This window comes from Streptomyces sp. NBC_00887 (genome assembly GCF_045207585.1).
Genome location: NZ_CP108788.1, coordinates 2,207,638 through 2,224,061, shown reverse-complemented (window position 1 = coordinate 2,224,061; position 16,424 = coordinate 2,207,638). Strand labels below are relative to the sequence as shown.

17 protein-coding genes are annotated in these 16,424 nt (G+C 70.1%); 7 read left to right on the top strand and 10 right to left on the bottom strand.

What is annotated here, in order from left to right; translation table 11 throughout:
• Positions 1-14: 14 nt before the first annotated feature.
• Both OG844_RS10140 and OG844_RS10135 read right to left on the bottom strand, forming a co-directional pair.
• Complete coding sequence (locus OG844_RS10140) at positions 15-701, bottom strand: hypothetical protein (protein WP_406389555.1); 687 nt, start codon at positions 699-701, stop codon at positions 15-17.
• Positions 702-811: 110 nt separating this feature from the next.
• On the bottom strand, positions 812-2,221 hold the full coding sequence (locus OG844_RS10135) for a PLP-dependent aminotransferase family protein (protein ID WP_406389554.1): 1,410 nt from the start codon (positions 2,219-2,221) through the stop codon (positions 812-814).
• A 47-nt stretch (positions 2,222-2,268) separates the two neighbouring features.
• On the opposite strand from OG844_RS10135, the gene OG844_RS10130 reads away from it, so the two are divergent.
• Positions 2,269-2,766: a carboxymuconolactone decarboxylase family protein gene (locus OG844_RS10130; protein WP_406389553.1), complete on the top strand. Its 498-nt coding sequence runs from the start codon at positions 2,269-2,271 to the stop codon at positions 2,764-2,766.
• Positions 2,767-2,771: 5 nt separating this feature from the next.
• Here the strand turns inward: OG844_RS10130 and OG844_RS10125 are convergent, their stop codons facing one another.
• Positions 2,772-3,716, bottom strand: coding sequence for a hypothetical protein (locus OG844_RS10125; RefSeq protein WP_406389552.1), 945 nt, complete (start codon positions 3,714-3,716; stop codon positions 2,772-2,774).
• 38 nt (positions 3,717-3,754) lie between these two features.
• The gene (locus OG844_RS10120) at positions 3,755-4,114 is read right to left on the bottom strand and encodes an arsenate reductase family protein (RefSeq protein WP_406389551.1); all 360 of its coding nucleotides are present in this window, start codon (positions 4,112-4,114) and stop codon (positions 3,755-3,757) included.
• Between the two features lie 119 nt (positions 4,115-4,233).
• On the opposite strand from OG844_RS10120, the gene OG844_RS10115 reads away from it, so the two are divergent.
• From OG844_RS10115 to OG844_RS10095, 5 genes are all read left to right on the top strand, one after another.
• Positions 4,234-4,503: a hypothetical protein gene (locus OG844_RS10115; protein WP_351176071.1), complete on the top strand. Its 270-nt coding sequence runs from the start codon at positions 4,234-4,236 to the stop codon at positions 4,501-4,503.
• 118 nt (positions 4,504-4,621) lie between these two features.
• Positions 4,622-5,428, top strand: a complete 807-nt coding sequence (locus tag OG844_RS10110; RefSeq protein WP_406389550.1) for a hypothetical protein — start codon at positions 4,622-4,624, stop codon at positions 5,426-5,428.
• Between the two features lie 106 nt (positions 5,429-5,534).
• Positions 5,535-6,398, top strand: a complete 864-nt coding sequence (locus tag OG844_RS10105; RefSeq protein ID WP_406389549.1) for an arpA protein — start codon at positions 5,535-5,537, stop codon at positions 6,396-6,398.
• A 58-nt stretch (positions 6,399-6,456) separates the two neighbouring features.
• The gene (locus OG844_RS10100; protein ID WP_406389548.1) at positions 6,457-7,257 is read left to right on the top strand and encodes a class I SAM-dependent methyltransferase; all 801 of its coding nucleotides are present in this window, start codon (positions 6,457-6,459) and stop codon (positions 7,255-7,257) included.
• Positions 7,258-7,296: 39 nt separating this feature from the next.
• Positions 7,297-9,105: a choline/carnitine O-acyltransferase gene (locus OG844_RS10095; RefSeq protein WP_406389547.1), complete on the top strand. Its 1,809-nt coding sequence runs from the start codon at positions 7,297-7,299 to the stop codon at positions 9,103-9,105.
• 347 nt (positions 9,106-9,452) lie between these two features.
• Here the strand turns inward: OG844_RS10095 and OG844_RS10090 are convergent, their stop codons facing one another.
• Positions 9,453-9,953 (bottom strand): hypothetical protein, encoded by a 501-nt coding sequence (locus OG844_RS10090; RefSeq protein WP_406389546.1) that lies wholly within the window; start codon positions 9,951-9,953, stop codon positions 9,453-9,455.
• Between the two features lie 881 nt (positions 9,954-10,834).
• On the bottom strand, positions 10,835-12,244 hold the full coding sequence (glnA, locus tag OG844_RS10085; protein WP_351173582.1) for a type I glutamate--ammonia ligase: 1,410 nt from the start codon (positions 12,242-12,244) through the stop codon (positions 10,835-10,837).
• A gap of 223 nt (positions 12,245-12,467) precedes the next feature.
• Between glnA and OG844_RS10080 the strand changes: the two genes are divergently transcribed.
• Entirely contained in the window at positions 12,468-12,935 is a 468-nt protein-coding gene (locus OG844_RS10080) for an RDD family protein (RefSeq protein ID WP_384609859.1), read from the top strand.
• Between the two features lie 83 nt (positions 12,936-13,018).
• On the opposite strand, the gene OG844_RS10075 is transcribed toward OG844_RS10080, so the two are convergent.
• The 4 genes from OG844_RS10075 to lipB form a co-directional block, all read right to left on the bottom strand.
• A complete protein-coding gene (locus OG844_RS10075) occupies positions 13,019-13,729 on the bottom strand; it encodes a DUF4191 domain-containing protein (RefSeq protein ID WP_406389545.1) in 711 nt (236 codons plus the stop codon).
• A gap of 30 nt (positions 13,730-13,759) precedes the next feature.
• Positions 13,760-13,960 carry a hypothetical protein gene (locus tag OG844_RS10070; protein ID WP_329211826.1) on the bottom strand — a complete coding sequence of 67 codons (201 nt, stop codon included), beginning with the start codon at positions 13,958-13,960 and terminating at the stop codon, positions 13,760-13,762.
• 300 nt (positions 13,961-14,260) lie between these two features.
• Positions 14,261-15,214 (bottom strand): lipoyl synthase, encoded by a 954-nt coding sequence (gene lipA / locus OG844_RS10065; RefSeq protein WP_406389544.1) that lies wholly within the window; start codon positions 15,212-15,214, stop codon positions 14,261-14,263.
• Positions 15,215-15,336: 122 nt separating this feature from the next.
• Positions 15,337-16,155, bottom strand: coding sequence for a lipoyl(octanoyl) transferase LipB (lipB, locus tag OG844_RS10060; protein ID WP_406389543.1), 819 nt, complete (start codon positions 16,153-16,155; stop codon positions 15,337-15,339).
• Positions 16,156-16,424 lie beyond the last annotated feature (269 nt).

Genomic DNA, 16,424 nt, shown 5'->3' with positions numbered 1-16,424 from the left:
GGGCACCTCCTCGCTCAGCCCACGCGCTCGATGCGGGCGTTGCGGATCAGGAACTTGCCGGGCTCGCGGACCTGCTCGAACGCGGCGTTGTTGAGCAGCGCGCAGCTGCCCGACACGGAGGTGACCTGCACGGTCGTCGCCTTGTCGTTGTCGAGGTTGGTCACCTTGAGCTCGGTGCCGACGGGGAACTGGCTGCTGGACGCGGCAGGGGCGCCACCCTCGCCCGAGAGCGTCACGGTGGACCCGGCACAGACGACCTCCCCGGCCGCCTGGTCCCCGCCGCCGGGCGGCGCGGCGTCCGTCGGTTCTCCGGCCGGAGCCTCCGGCGCTTCCCCGGCCGGCGCCTCCCCGGGCTGCGAGGCGGCAGGGGGCTCCGCCGGGGGAGCGGCGGGCGGAGCGGCCTCGCCCCCGCATCCCGAGGCTGCCTGCTGGCGCCGGATCTGCGCGAGGACCGCCTCCCGGTTCTCGATCCGGGCCTCCGACAGGGCGTCCGGATTCGCCCGCTGACCGGCGATGAACTGCTCGTTGTTGCTCAGGGCCGTGGCCAGCCCCGTACAGACGACCGACGAGGCGTCCGCCGAGGGCGACTGCGACGCCTGACTGGTCCCGGCCAGCACGGCCGCGGTCCCTCCGGCGAGCGCGACGGCCCCGGCGAGCAGGGCGAGCTTCTTCTTCCGGCCGATGGTCTTCTTGCGTGACACGTAGGGCTCCTGTCCTCGGCCGGGGCGCGAACTGCACTCCGGCCGGTGCGGTGCGTGTGTGTCCCTACGTACGGGTAACCGGCCCCTTCGTTTCAACGGCCGTCCCGGTATCACTCCGGGGGCAGTGCCCGGCACAGCGCGGCGAGCGCCTCCTCGTACGCGTGCTCCGGCGGTGTCGCATAGCCCACGACCAGGCCGTCCCGCCGTGCCGCCGCGCCGACGGCGGCCGGGTGCAGGTACGAGGAGAGCCCGTCCACCGCCAGCCCCTGCCAGGCCGCGGCCCGCACCACCGAACGCTCCGTGCCGCGCGGCAGTTCCAGCACGGCGTGCAGTCCCGCGGCGATCCCGGACACCCGTACCTGCGGGGCGCGCCGCTCCAGAGCCGCCACCAGCTGATCGCGACGCCGCCGGTGGCGCTGGCGCATCCGGCGCACCTGCCGGTCGTACGAACCCGACTCGACGAAGTCCGCGAGCGTCAGCTGCTCCGTGGCGCTCGACCACTGCTCCCGCTCACCCTTCGCCGTGAGTACACCGTCCACCAGACGTTCGGGCAGCACCATCCAGCCGATCCGCAGCGTGGGGGAGAGGCTCTTGCTCACGGACCCGAGTAGCACCACATGCTCGGGATCGAGTCCCTGCACCGCGCCCACCGGCTGCCGGTCGTAGCGGAACTCCCCGTCGTAGTCGTCCTCCACGACCAGGCCGCCGGTCGCCCGCGCCCAGTCGACCGCGGCGGCACGGCGCTCCGGATGCAGCGGACCGCCGGTCGGGAACTGGTGCGCCGGGGTGAGCAGTACCGCCCGCTCCCTCCGCCCCAACTCCCCGATCCGCGCACCGTGTTCGTCGACGGTGACCGGTCGGGTCCGGACCCCGTGACCGGCCAGCAGCTCACGATGGAACGGCAGCCCGTAGGCCTCGACCGCCCACGGCCCGCCCACCACGTCCGCCAGCAGCCGCAGCCCGTGGGCGGCGCCCGAACAGAGCACGATCCGCTCGGGCGAGGTCCGCACGCCGCGCACCCGGGCGAGATAGGCGGTCAGGGCCTCGCGCAGCTCGGGCCGCCCGTGCGGATCACCGGGCCCGAAGGCGTCGTGCGGGGCGCGGTCCAGTGCCCGACGGGCGGAGGCCAGCCAGGCGGTCCGCGGGAAGACCGAGGGGTCCGGCCTCCCCTGGACGAGATCGTGGACCGGCCGGGCGGGCCGCTCGCGGGTGCGCTGCCGGTACGTCCGGGTGAGGGGCGCGGCCCTCTCGGCGACCCTGGTCCCCGAACCCTGGCGGGCGGCGAGCCAGCCCTCGGCGACGAGTTCGGCGTAGGCGTCGGCCACGGTGTTGCGGGCCAGCCCGAGATCCACGGCGAGCGAACGGTACGGCGGCAGCCGGGTCCCCGGGGCCAGCCGCCCGTTCCGGATCGCCTCGCGCAGTGCCCGCATCAGAACGGCCCGCCGGTTGCCGGTGCCCGACAGCTCGAGCGGCAGATCGCTGCCCAGGATCTCCGCAGAATTGACCCAGGAATCCGTCACCGAAATGCACCTCGTAACCAGTCACCGAACCTCCTAGATTCGTACCCATGACGACCACGGAGATCAAGCCCGCCACCGACGCCTCCCCCACCGCCTCCACCGTCCGGCTCAATTTCGCAAAGGCCGCCCCCAAGGTGTTCCGCGCCGTGATCGGCCTCGACGCGGCGGCCCGCGAGGGCCTGGACCCGACCCTGGTGGAGCTGGTCCAGATCCGCTCCTCGCACCTCAACCACTGCGCGTACTGCCTCCACATGCACACCTGCGACGCCCGCAAGGCGGGCGAGAGCGAGGAGCGGCTGCACATGGTCGCCGTGTGGCAGGAGGCGGAGCACTTCTTCACGGCGAAGGAGCAGGCGGCCCTCGCCCTCACGGACGCGGTCACCCGCGTCGCGGACGCCGGAGTGCCCGACGCGGTGTACGAGCGCGCCGCCACGCACTTCGAGGAGCAGGAACTGGCCCGGCTCCTGGCCCTGATCCTCACGATCAACACCTGGAACCGCATCGCCCTCGCCACGGCCAAGCGCGCGGGCACGGACGAACGCTGATCCGGCTACATCAGTCGTGCCCTGAGCTCCAGCCAGGCCTGCGCCTCGGCCCGCAGTTCCGGGTCGCGGACGTGGGGCAGGTGCTCACGGGTGGCGAGCGAGAGGCGCTTGGCCTCCTGGGAGAGGTTGATCACCGTGATGTTCTCGCGCGAGTACGCCGTGGTGTCCCGGGTCGCCACGCCGGCCCGGGACACCCGGATGCCGTCAAGGCAGGTGCGTACCGTCTCGTCCGGCGGCAGCAGCCCGGACCGGGCCATCCGGAGAAGGGCCTCCACGCGGCCGACGGCCCCGGCCGCCTCGCACTCCCGGAGCAGCCAGAGCCCGAGCCCGGCCCGGCGGGCCCGCTCCTCGTCCGTGCCCCCGGCGTCCCTCCGGCCGGAGGCCAACCACAGGAACCACCACCAGGCCGCGCGCTCCTGCGGCTCCTCCGGACGACGCCGCACGGCCCACCGCTCCCGCTCGTCCTGGTCGAGCCCCGCCAGATGCGCCACCCGGTTCCGGAGGGTCTCCGACGACCAGCGGGCCCGCTCGCTCCGGGGCCCCGGCCCGAACCATGCCGGCGCCGAGAGCTTGAGTACCGCCCCGTCCTCCCCGTCGACCAGCAACCCGACCCCGCTGTCCTCACGTACGAAGCGCCGGCACCCCAGCCCGTCCGGGGCCACCTCGACGAGCGGGAACCCCAGCCGGTCCAGTGCTGCCGCCAGGTCATCGACGAGCAGGGGCACTTCGAGCCGGTGGGCCTGGACCATAACATGGAGCCCCAGCCACGGTGCCTTCGGCGACTCCCGTTGCCAGGCGAACTCGGCGAGGCTGTAGGACCGCAGCAACAGGCCCTTGCGGCAGGTCTCCGCGTACCCGTTCCCGAGGAGCGCGGTGACCTCGTCCGGGGTGGAGGTGGCGTCCGCGCCGTCCACGGTGCCGCTGACGACGAAGCCGGTACAGACATTCATGCCGGGAGTGCCCGGGACGCGTCCGCTCACCGCCCGAGTCACCGCCCGAGCGCGTCCCGTACGGCGTCCTCCGACCGCGCCACCACGGCGGTCCCGTCGTCGGCGGTGATGATCGGCCGCTGGATCAGCTTCGGGTGCTCCGCCAGCGCCTCGATCCACCGCTCGCGCGAACCGGCCTCCTTCGGCCACTCCTTGAGCCCGAGCTCCTTCGCCACGGCCTCCTGGGTCCGGGTGATGTCCCACGGCTCCAGCCCGAGCCGGTCGAGGACCGCCCGGATCTCGTCGGGGGAGGGCACGTCCTCCAGGTAGCGCCGGACGGTGTAGTCGGCGCCCTCGGCGTCGAGCAGATCGACTGCGCTGCGGCACTTGGAACAGGCGGGGTTGATCCAGATCTCCATGGGGCCAAGGGTACGGGAGGGATCCTCGAAAAGGCCTCTGGCCAGGGGCGATTGTCAGTGGCGGGCAGTAAAATGGAGGGAGTTCGTGAGGGTTCCACCACTGTGCCAGGAGGTTGCCGATGGCCGTCGCCACAGTCACGACCGAGCCGCTGAACAAGCCGCTGCGGAAGAAGCCGCTCCCCGCGGGCAGGCCCCGCGAGTGGTACGTCTCCCACAATCGCCGCCTCAAGGCCATGCGCCTGGCGATAGCCCTGCTCGACACGGGCGTCTACCAGCCGTCGAGCGCCGACAACGACAGGATCCGTGCGACAGCCGAACGCCTCGCCATCCACCCGCCGTCCGACACCACCTGCCGCATGGTCCGCGCCCTGATCCGCTACGGCCGCTGACACCGGCACCTGTGCCCCCGGGAGACCGGGGGCACAGGCATGTCCCCTTCTGCGAGAGAGCGAGAGAGCGAGAGAGGGGGAGACGGGTGAGGGGGAAGGCAGTGCCAGACTGCACGCCATGTCACTCGTCGACCTGACCTTCGACCACTGGCGCGCCCTGGACCGGGACGCGGCCACGCGCTACGCCGGGGAAGCCGCCCGCCGGGTGGACGGCCGGCTCGTCCGGCTGGACGGCACCCCGCACCTCGGTGGTGTCCTGCACCGCGCCGTCGTCGAACGGGCGGGTGAGGAATACGCGTTGATACCCGGGGGCCGGGTGACCGTCGGCTTCGATCCGGACACCTGGCAGCCGATGCCCGAGCAGCTCGTCTCGTACCGGGAGGAGAGCCTCGACGGCGGCTTCGGCTTCGACGAGGACCCACGGGCCCACCTGGCGCGCGTGATGACGCCGCGGCGCACCGTCACGCTGCCCACCGTGCTGATGGCGGTGGAGCCCGGGAAGCTCTCCGAACTCCCGGGCCTGGTACCGGCGCTGCTCGCCGGGCGCGGTCTGCGGCTGCCGGCTCCCGACGAGTGGGAGCACGCCTGCGGGGCGGGCGCGCGGACGCTGTTCCGCTGGGGGAACGACTGTCCGTCGGACACGCTGCCGTACGGCAGCGGCCCAGGACCGCAGCACCGGCCCAACGCCTTCGGTCTGCGTATCGCCTTCGACGTCTACGACACGGCGGAGATGACATCCGACCCCGGGTCCGTATACGGCGGGGACGGCGGGGAAGCGGTCTGCGGGGGTTACGGCACCTTCCTGGAGTGGCTGCCGCTGGCAACCGCCAACCACAACCCGTCCCTGGCGGACTTCCTCAACGGGCCTGGGGGAGAGGACATGTTCGAGGACTTCCATGTCCGCCCGGTGATCGATCTCGGCTGACGGGCGTCAAGGTGTGGCGTGTCACAGACAACATGACGGCACTGTGGGAACTTCAACTCTGTTACTCCCCAGTTGAGTTATCGACGCGCGCGTGGAGAGGGTCGAATTGAGCACTCTGCAAGCCATCACGCTCGACCAGGTGGTCGACACGGACCGCTACCCCCTGTCCGACCCCGGAAGCGTCGAGGGGCGGGCGGTGATCGACAGGGCCCGGCACGAACTGGCCACGGTCGGCTGCACCGTACTGCCGGACTTCATCCGCCCGTCGCTCCACGACGTGCTGCGCCAGGAGTGCGCGGCCATCGCATCCCAGGCGTACTTCGACGTCGAGACCGTCAACGTCTACAACATCTCCGTGGACGCGGACCTGCCCGAGGACCACCCCGGCCGCCGCACCTTCCGACGGGGCAACGCGTTCGTCGCGCGCGACCGCGTCCCCGAGGGCGCCCTCATCAGCCGGCTCTACACGCACGAGGTGTTCCAGCGCTTCGTGGCCGACTGCTTCGGACTGCCGGGGCTGCACGAGCTCGCCGACCCGCTCTCCGGGCTCGTCCTCAACGTCGTACGGCCGGGCATGGAGCACCCGTGGCACTTCGACACCAACGAGTACACGGTGAGCATGCTGACCCAGCAGGCCCGGTCCGGCGGTGACTTCGAGTACTGCCCGAACATCAGGACCGCCGAGGACGAGCACTTCGACGCCGTCCGCGACGTACTGGACGGCCGCACCGAGGGCGACCGACTGCCCCTGCGGCCGGGCGACCTGCAGCTCTTCAAGGGCCGCTACTCACTGCACCGCGTCAGCCCCGTACGGGGCGACGTGGCACGCCACTCCGCGATCTTCGCCTACAGCGAGCACCCCGGCGTCATCGGGAGCGTGGCACGCACCCGGCAGCTCTTCGGCCGCGTCCTGCCCGCGCACCTGGCCGCCGAAGGCCGGGCCGTACGGGGAGACAAGCTGCTGGACTAGCGGGCGGTCCGCGCAGACCGTTCCTGCCCCGCCCCGCGATCCACGGAGGAGTAACCCCTTGCGTTTCGACGCGAACGGAAAAGTCTCGCTCGACCACATCTACACCGCGCCCGACCCGCGCACGTACTTCCAGGTGCTCCGCCCCCTCGGCTACTGCGTCCCCCAACAGGCCAAGCCCTACTTCGAGAAGCTCATCAAGGAGTACCGGGAGGCCGAGGAGGTGTCCGTCCCGACCGTCCTGGACATCGGCTGCTCCTACGGGATCAACGCCGCCCTGCTGAAGTACGACGCGACGATGGACGAGCTGTACACGCGCTACGGCGACGCCGCCGGGATGTCCCACGAGGAGCTCCTGGCACGCGACCGTGACCTCTCCCGCTCCCGCAGCCCCGCCCACGGCCTCCGCTTCACCGGCCTGGACGCCTCCACCAGCGCACTCGCCTACGCCCGCGCTGCCGGATTCCTCGACGAAACGGTCCACGCCGACCTGGAGAGGGACGACCCCACACCGGAGCAGCATGCCCGGCTCGCCGGGACGGACATCGTGATCTCGACGGGCTGCATCGGCTACGTCACCGAGCGGACCCTCACCCGCGTCGTGCGGGCGCAGGGCGAACGGCGCCCCTGGATGGCGCACTTCGTCCTGCGGATGTTCCCCTTCGACCCGGTCGAGGACGCCCTGGCCGGGCTCGGATACCGCACCGTCCGGGTCGACGACGTCTTCAAGCAGAGGAAGTTCGCCGACCCGCAGGAACAAACACGCGTGCTGGACAGCATGGCGGCGGCCGGAGTGGATGCGCGGGGCCTGGAGGAGGAAGGCTGGATGTACGCACAGCTCTACCTCTCGCGCCCCAACTGACACCCGCCACCCTTCCCACCAACCGAAAGCAGAGCCGAATTGAACGTCAGCCAGGAAGTCGCGGTCAGCGCCACCTTCGCCAGGGAGGGCGACCTTCCGCGTGTGCCGCTGCCCACGCTCGAAGCGAGCTGCGAAAGGTTCCTCGCCTGGAGCGCACCGCTCCTGACCGCCGAGGAGCGGGCGGCCACCGAGGCCGAGGTCGCCGCCTTCCTGCGGCCCGACGGACCCGGCCGGGTCCTGCACGCGGCCTTGGAGGAGTACGACGGCACGGAGGGTGTGCACAGCTGGCTCGACACCTTCTGGCCGTACCGCTACCTCGGCCGCCGGGACCGGATCGCGCTCAACGCCAACTTCTTCTTCCTGTTCCAGGACACCGGCCAGGGGCAGCTCGACCGGGCGGCCGGACTCGTCGCCGGGGCGCTCAACTACAAGCGGCAGCTGGACGAGGGCCTCATCGCGCCGGTGGAGCAGCGCGGAGTGCCGCAGTCGATGGTGCAGAACAAGTACCTGTTCTCGACGACCCGTATTCCCGGCGTCCCACTGGACACCGTCCGCGCCCCGTACAGCGACAGCGCGCCCGGCCCCTCCACGGCCCGGCACATCGTCGTGTTCTTCCGGGGCAGCATGTTCCGGCTGGACGTACTCGGTGAGGACGGCACCCCGCACAGCCTCGACGAGATCGAAGCCGGACTGCGCGCCGTGACCAAGGCCGACGTGCACACGGACGAGGCGGACCGGGCCGGCCACCTCACCAGCATGGCGCGCGCGGAATGGGCGGCGGCCCGGGACACCCTCCTCGCCCACCCCCGCAACGCCGAGACCCTGGACGTCATCGAGACCGCGCTGTTCTGCGTCTGTCTGGAGGACTTCGCACCCGAGGACACGAAGGCCACCTGCGACGAACTGCTGTACGGGGACCGGGGCAACCGCTGGTTCGACAAGGCCGTCTCCTTTGTCGTCTACACCGACGGCCGGGCCGGAATCAACGTGGAGCACTGCGAGCTCGACGGGACGACCATCCTCAGCTTCACCGACGCGCTGCTCAGCACCCCGCCCGAGGAGCACGCCGGCCGGTCCGGCGCCCGCGCGCAGGGACAACCGGTCCCGCAGCCCCTCGCGTTCGAGCTGGACGACACCCAGAGGGCCCAGGTGCGTTCCGCCGCCGAGTCGTTCGCCGCGTACGGCGCCGCCACCGCCACCAGCACGGTCTCCTTCGCCGACTTCGGCAGCACCGCGGCCAAGGCGCTCGGCGTGTCACCGGACGCGTTCGTCCAGGCCGCCTACCAGCTGGCCCACCAGCGCGCCAAGGGGCATCTCGGAGCCACCTACGAGTCGATCGCGACCCGCCAGTTCCGCCACGGCCGCACCGAGGCGATGCGCGTCGTCACCCCCGAGATGCCGGCCTTCGTCGCCGCGATGGACGACCCGGCGGCGGACCGCGACACCCGCCGCGCCGCGTTCCGCGCCGCCGCGACCGCCCATGTGACCCGTGCGAAGGAATGCCAGGTCGGGGACGCCCCCGAGCAGCACCTGTGGGAGCTGGAACTCATCCAGCGCCGCCGCGGCGCCGAGCTCGGGATCACCGAACAGCCCGCCCTGTACCGCTCACCGGGCTGGCTCACGATGCGGGACGACTACCTCAGCACCAGCTCGGCCCCGTCGGAGAACATCCAGTACTTCGGCTTCGGCTCCACGAGCAGCAAGTGCATCGGCATCGCCTACGTCCTGCTGCCCGACCGCTTCAACCTCTACCTGAGCACCCCGCTCCCCGTGGCCGCCCAGATGCACGCCTTCGCGGACCGCCTCCGCGAGGCGGTCGCGGAACTGCGCGAGCTGCTGGCGGGCTGACAACGGGCGGGCGGCGAGCGGCCGTTGCGGCTCAGCCCGCCGCCCGCCCACCCCGGCGGGCCTTCACCGGGCCCTAAGCAGTGCGTCGACGGCCGGCCGGCATCCGGCCCGCCGCGGTGCGGCGTGGTGACGTAGCCCTCCGCCGGAGCCGGCAGCGCACCGACGCACTCCGCCGAGCACGCGTTGACGAGCAGCGGCAGGACCTCGGTCGCCACGACGAGCGATATCCAGACCTGCCGGAGGGATGGTCTCTTCCCGCGACGCTGCACCCGTCGAACAACAAGAGGAGCACGTCCCGGCGGGGGTGGTACTCCTCTTGCTTGTGCAGGACCGACGCGGAGGAATCGTCAAGACTTGTGGATCGTGTCGGATTGGCGTTGATCCAAATCTTGCAGTCGGCGGCTCGCTGCGTTCCGGACGCGGCGGGTTCGTCCCCGTTCGGCGAGCAGGCTGAGGGCCTCATGTGAGGTGACGACGAGTACGAACGTGGCCGTGCGTTGGAACCAGTCGGATGCGGTGGTGAGCTCCTCTGCGGTCCATGGCTCATCCAGCGCGACTGCTCTGAGCAGGGTCCACTCGCGCAGCCGACGGGCGAGGAAGGGGCGGTCCCCGATTACGGTCGCGAAGGTGTGGGCCCAAGCGGTGAACGCCGGGTCGGTCAGCAGGTGGGCGACCCGACGCTCGAGGTGGCGGTTGACTGCGGCCTCCGCCATCGATACGTGCGGATCGTGCAGGACGGTGGCCACCAGGGTGGCCTCGTCCGCCTCCGAGACATCTTCCAGATCCTGCAGGTAGCTGCGGTAGCGGAGGTGCTCGGGGGGCTCCTCGTCGAAGGGCTGGTCGGTCACGCGGCGTGCCTTCCCGACCGACGCGCCAACGTCGGCCTACTCGATGACCGTCACAGGATCACTCGGGAAGATACGCCCTTCGCGCGTCCCCCTACACCGATCCACAGGTCTTGAGCAACGCTCCCGACGCGGTGCCTGCTCCCGCGAAAGCGCCCCCTGCTGAAATGCCGTCCGTAGCCACGACCGAGCAGCAAGGGCATGGGTGCTTGAGGATGCCCGGCCCCGTCCCTCACGGGGAGTTCTCCGAGGCATTTCAGGGGCGGGCTGTCATTCCGCTTGGCTCTCACCGCCCCTCTTACTAGAGAGTTGAGAGAAGACAGCGTCCGCATCCGTATTCGCGTCACCTTTGACCTGCGCAGATACTGCGGACGCTAAACAAAATGTATAGCGTCCGCCAGCGTCCGCAAGACCCCACCTCCTAAGAGCATCACCGCAGGTCAAGACGACTCTCAGGGGAGAGACCGGCGGACGCTGTGGACGCTCCCCCCGGCAGGGGAGGCCTGGCGACCGGGCTGAAACCCGCTTGGCGGTTCGCTCCTTGGCATCTATGGCAACAACCCGCAAACCTCAGGTGCCCTGCTGTCCCGGCGACGAGGAGACGACCACCGATGGGGCTGCCTGCGGCGGCGCCGGTGGACCAGCCACCATTGCCTGCACCAATGCCGACAAGATTTCCCCGGCTGCTCCTGCGACAGCTCACCATCCGCCACCGGACGCTCCGCAGCCAGGTACCGCGACAGCTCCAACGGCTGGTCGAAATAGGACCTCAGATGCCGACCGCAGAAAAGGCCGTCGGCCGTGTCTTCCGAGAGGGGAAGAACACGGCCGACGGCCCACAGACGGCCCAGGCGAGTGGAAACCCACTCTGACCTGTGGCCTTCCTAGATGTCGAAGTACAGCTCGAACTCGTGCGGGTGCGGGCGCAGCTGGATCGGGGCGATCTCGTTCGTGCGCTTGTAGTCGATCCACGTCTCGATCAGGTCGGGCGTGAAGACGCCGCCGGCCTGGAGGTAGTCGTGGTCCGCCTCGAGGGCGTCGAGGACCGCCGGGAGCGAGGTCGGGACCTGCTGGACGCCCGCGTGCTCCTCGGGGGCCAGCTCGTACAGGTCCTTGTCGATCGGCTCCGGGGGCTCGATCTTGTTCTTCACACCGTCCAGGCCGGCCATCAGCAGGGCCGAGAACGCCAGGTACGGGTTCGAGGACGGGTCCGGGGCGCGGAACTCGACGCGCTTGGCCTTCGGGTTGGAGCCCGTGATCGGGATACGCATCGCGGCGGAGCGGTTGCGCTGCGAGTACACCATGTTGACCGGGGCCTCGAAGCCCGGGACCAGGCGGTGGTAGGAGTTCACCGTCGGGTTGGTGAAGGCCAGCAGCGACGGGGCGTGCTTCAGGATGCCGCCGATGTAGTAGCGGGCCATGTCCGACAGGCCGGCGTAACCCTGCTCGTCGTAGAAGAGCGGCGTGCCGCCCTGCCACAGCGACTGGTGGACGTGCATGCCCGAGCCGTTGTCACCGAAGATCGGCTTCGGCATGAAGGTCGCGGTCTTGCCGTTGCGCCAGGAGACGTTCTTCACGATGTACTTGAAGAGCATCAGGTCGTCGGCCGCGGCGAGCAGCGTGTTGAACTTGTAGTTGATCTCCGCCTGGCCGGCGGTGCCGACCTCGTGGTGCTGGCGCTCGACCTGGAGGCCGTTCTTGTCCAGCTCCAGGGAGATCTCGGCACGCAGGTCGGCGAAGTGGTCGACCGGCGGGGTCGGGAAGTAGCCGCCCTTGTAGCGGACCTTGTAGCCGCGGTTGTTGTCCTCGGACCCGGTGTTCCAGGCTCCGGCCTCGGAGTCGATGTGGTAGAAGCTCTCGTTCGCCGACGTCTGGAAGCGGACGTTGTCGAAGACGTAGAACTCGGCCTCGGGACCGAAGTACGCGGTGTCGGCGACGCCGGTCGAGGCGAGGTAGGCCTCGGCCTTCTTGGCCACGTTCCGCGGGTCACGGCTGTACTGCTCGCCCGTGATCGGGTCGTGGATGAAGAAGTTGATGTTGACGGTCTTGTCGCGGCGGAACGGGTCGACGCGGGCGGTCGAGATGTCCGCGCGGAGCGCCATGTCGGACTCGTGGATGGCCTGGAAACCGCGGATCGACGAGCCGTCGAACGCAAGCTCCTCGTTCGGGTCGAAGACCGCCGCCGGGATGGTGAAGTGCTGCATCACACCGGGCAGGTCGCAGAACCGGACGTCGATGAACTTGACGTCTTCGTCGGCGATGTACTTCTTCACGTCGTCGGCGTTCTGGAACATCCAACTCCTCCTACTCCCGACCCGGAGAAGGGCGGGGTTGCAGCTCTTTCGTGCGGCCAGTGCGGTGGCACACGCTGGACCCGACCATAGGCAGGCAGGATTTCTCAAGCATGACCCATTTGTTTCGCCCAAGTTAACCAGGCCGGGCGGCAGCGGCACCTCAGCGACGTTTATCAGTGCCCCGCCCGGCCAGGTGCAAACACGGGCGCAGTACCGTGGACGGGTGGACAACAGGCAAGCAATCGGATCGTGGCTCTCGGGGCCACGCGCGGCGGCCGAGGAGATGGGCGCCGACTTCGGTTACCGGGGCGAGCGCCTCGGTCTGCCCCAGGAGGGCCCGGGGGCCGTGGCCCCGCTCGGCCGGCGCTTCGGGGCACTCTTCATCGACTGGACCGTGTGCATGGTGATCGCATACGGGCTGCTCGCTCAAGGTGACCAACAGGCGGCCGGGAACTGGGCGCTGGCCGTCTTCCTCGTACTGAGCCTGCTGACGGTCGGAACCATCGGTTCCACCCCGGGCAAGCGCATCCTGGGCCTGCGGGTCGTCGCCGAGGGCGGCGGTCGGCTCGGCACCGGGCGGGTGATCGTCCGGACCGTACTGCTGCTCCTGGTCATCCCCGCCCTGGTCTGGGACCGCGACAGCCGCGGTCTCCACGACCGGCTGGCCCGTGCCGTCCAGGTGCGCATCTGAGGCGGGGGCCCGAGAGCGCCGGAGCAACGAGGGCGGCCCCGGACGATCACGTCCGGGGCCGCCCTCGTTCCGTACGAAGTACGTCAGCGCATCTTTCCGCCGCGCGGCATCCGCATGCCCTTCGGCATCGGGCCCTTCGGCAGCGGCATGTTGCTCATCAGGTCGCCCATGGCCCGCAGCCGGTCGTTGGCAGCGGTGACCTGCGCGCCCGTCAGCACCCGCGGGAGCTTCAGCATCTTGGTGCGCACCTTCTTGAGCGGCACCTGGCCCTCGCCGTCGCCGACGATGATGTCGTGCACCGGCACGTCCACCACGATCCGGGCCATCTTCCTCTTCTCCGCAGCCAGCAGGCTCTTCACCCGGTTCGGGTTGCCCTCGGCGACCAGAACGATGCCCGCCTTGCCGACGGCACGGTGGACGACGTCCTGACTGCGGTTCATCGCGACCGCCGGAGTCGTGCTCCAGCCGCGGCCGACACGGTCCAGCACGGCCGCCGCAGCGCCCGGCTGTCCCTCCATCTGCCCGAAGGCCGCGCGCTCGGCACGTCGTCCGAAGATGATCGCCATTGCGAGGAGGGCCAGTACGAAGCCCAGGATGCCCGCGTAGACCGGGTGATCGATCAAGAAGCCGATCGCGAGGAGGACACCGAAGGTGACGATTCCCACACCCGCGACGACAAGACCGATCTTGGGGTCGGTCCGCCTGGTCATCTTGTAGGTCAGGGCGATCTGCTTGAGCCGCCCCGCGTTCTCGGCGCTGTCCGCGCCTTCAGTGGTGTTTGCCTTCCTCGCCATGTATTGAAGTTTACGTGGCCCCGGACCGGCCTAGGAACGGCGGTCGGCCACAGCCTCCAGTACATGCTGTGCCTCGACCCGGTCCTTGGCCCTGCGGCGGTCTTCGAGGACCGCCGTCCAGGCGTTCCGGCGGGCGGTGCGCTGGCCGCTGCTCATCAGCAGCGACTCGACGGCGCGGAGTGCGGTGGTGACGGACGGGATCGCGTTGGCTCGTACCGGCGCGGCGTGCATCGTGGTCGTTCCCCCTCGGAGCGGATGCGCGCACCCGGCGCGCACTGGGTAGCGGGAAGCAGTGACTGCGGCGGCCTCGGGGGCTGCCGCTGTATGTGTACCTAGGGTCACTGCTTGGTGTTACCAGTGCATGACCGGTCGGTCAAACACCAATGAAACCCAGATTTCGGCGCCGCGCACGCCGACGCGGCCCATACGGGCCCCGGACCTGCGGGGAGCGTACGGGCCGCGTCGAATCAGCCATTACTGTTCAGTAGCTTCTTGTGCGCGGATTCACACGGCCTGGGCGGCCACGGTCGCTCACGCGACGGTCGCGCCCCGGGCCTCCATCGCCTGCTTGAAGAGACGGCCCGCGCGGTACGAGGAGCGCACCAGCGGCCCCGACATCACGCCGGAGTAGCCGATCGCGTCGGCCTCGTCCTTCAGCTCGACGAACTCCTGCGGCTTCACCCAGCGCTCGACCGGGTGGTGCCGCGGGGTGGGCCGCAGGTACTGCGTAATCGTGATGAGCTCGCAACCCGCGTCGTGCAGGTCCTGGAGCGCCTCACTGACTTCCTCGCGGGTCTCGCCCATGCCGAGGATCAGGTTGGACTTGGTCACCAGACCGGCCTCACGGGCCCGGGTGATGACCTCCAGGGAGCGCTCGTAACGGAAACCGGGGCGGATCCGCTTGAAGATCCGCCGCACCGTCTCGACGTTGTGCGCGAGCACCTCGGGGCGCGAGGAGAAGACCTCGGCGAGCTGCTCGGGAACCGCGTTGAAGTCGGGGATCAGCAGCTCCACCTTGGTGGCGCCGGTCGCCCGCTCGGCGGTCTGGGCGTGGATCTGGCGCACGGTCTCCGCGTACAGCCAGGCGCCGCCGTCCTCCAGGTCGTCACGTGCGACGCCGGTGATCGTGGCGTAGTTCAGGTCCATCGTGACCACGGACTCGCCCACACGGCGGGGCTCGTCGCGGTCCAGGGCCTCGGGCCTGCCCGTGTCGATCTGGCAGAAGTCGCAGCGCCGGGTGCACTGGTCGCCGCCGATGAGGAAGGTCGCCTCGCGGTCTTCCCAGCATTCGTAGATGTTCGGACAGCCGGCTTCCTGGCACACGGTGTGCAGACCCTCGCTCTTCACGAGCTTCTGCATCTTCGTGTACTCGGGGCCCATCTTCGCCCGGGTTTTGATCCACTCCGGCTTGCGCTCGATGGGGGTCTGGCTGTTTCGGACCTCCAGGCGCAGCATCTTGCGCCCGTCGGGTGCGACACCGGACACTCCGGCACCCCTTTGCTTTCGCTGCATTGGATTCTTCGGCGAACACCAGGGTACGCCCGTGGTTAGAACGGCCTTACGTCTGCCCAACCTGTGGCCGACAGGGCCTATTCCCGGCCCCGTGGTCAGGCGGGGGCGGCCGCGGTCCCCGAGGCGGCGGCCCCGACGGTGCGGGGCGCGAGCTCCGCGTTCTCCAGGATGTCCCTGAGGTGCCCCTCGGCGACCGGCAGTACCTCCGCGATCGTGACCTCCCGGCCCAGCTCGTACGAGAGCGAGGTCACGCCCGCGTCCCGGATGCCGCACGGCACGATCCTGTCGAACCACGTGTTGTCCGGGTTCACGTTCAGCGCGAAGCCGTGCATGGTCACACCCTTGGCGACCCGGATGCCGATCGCGGCCAACTTGCGGTCCTCGCGGCGCTGGCCGGCGTTGGACGGCGCGTACTCGGGGCCGTTCAGCCGGGCGTCGAACTCCTCGTCGTGCAGGCGGGGGTCGAAGTCCAGGGACAGTCCGCCGAGCGCGGGGCGCTCCTCGACCGGGTCGCCGAGGACCCAGACACCACTGCGGCCCTCGACCCGGGAGGTCTCCACGCCGAAGTCGGCGGCCGTACGGATCAGGGCGTCCTCCAGCCGTCGCACATGGGCGACGACGTCGACCGGCCGCGGCAGCTTCTGGATGGGATAGCCGACGAGCTGGCCCGGACCGTGCCAGGTGATCTTCCCGCCGCGGTCCACATCGATGACAGGGGTGCCGTCCAGGGGGCGCTCGCTGTCGGTCGTGCGCCGCCCCGCCGTGTAGACGGGCGGGTGCTCGAGGAGCAGGCAGGTGTCGGGTACGGAGTCCTCGAACCGGGCCGCGTGCACCTCCCGCTGCTTCTGCCAGGCCTCCTGGTAGTCGACCGCTTCCTCGCCGAATCCCAGACGGACGAACCGCAGCTCACTCACTTCGGGTGCCTCCCTATTCGGGTGTCGGGAGGCCGGGGGGGTGTCCCCGGGACCACGGCACCATGCACTGATATGCGCCCTGAGCCACTGTACGACCGCTCGGGGGACGGACGTCCGGCAGGTTCGCTCCAGGCCGTCCCGTCAGCGATGTCCACAATCCTCACACGATCGGATGAATGTGGAGCGAAGGTCGTTGGGGCGGCTGCCGGGACAGCTAAATTCGCGCCGTTCCATAAGGGCTCCCCGCCCGGCCCCGAAGGCAGGAGACC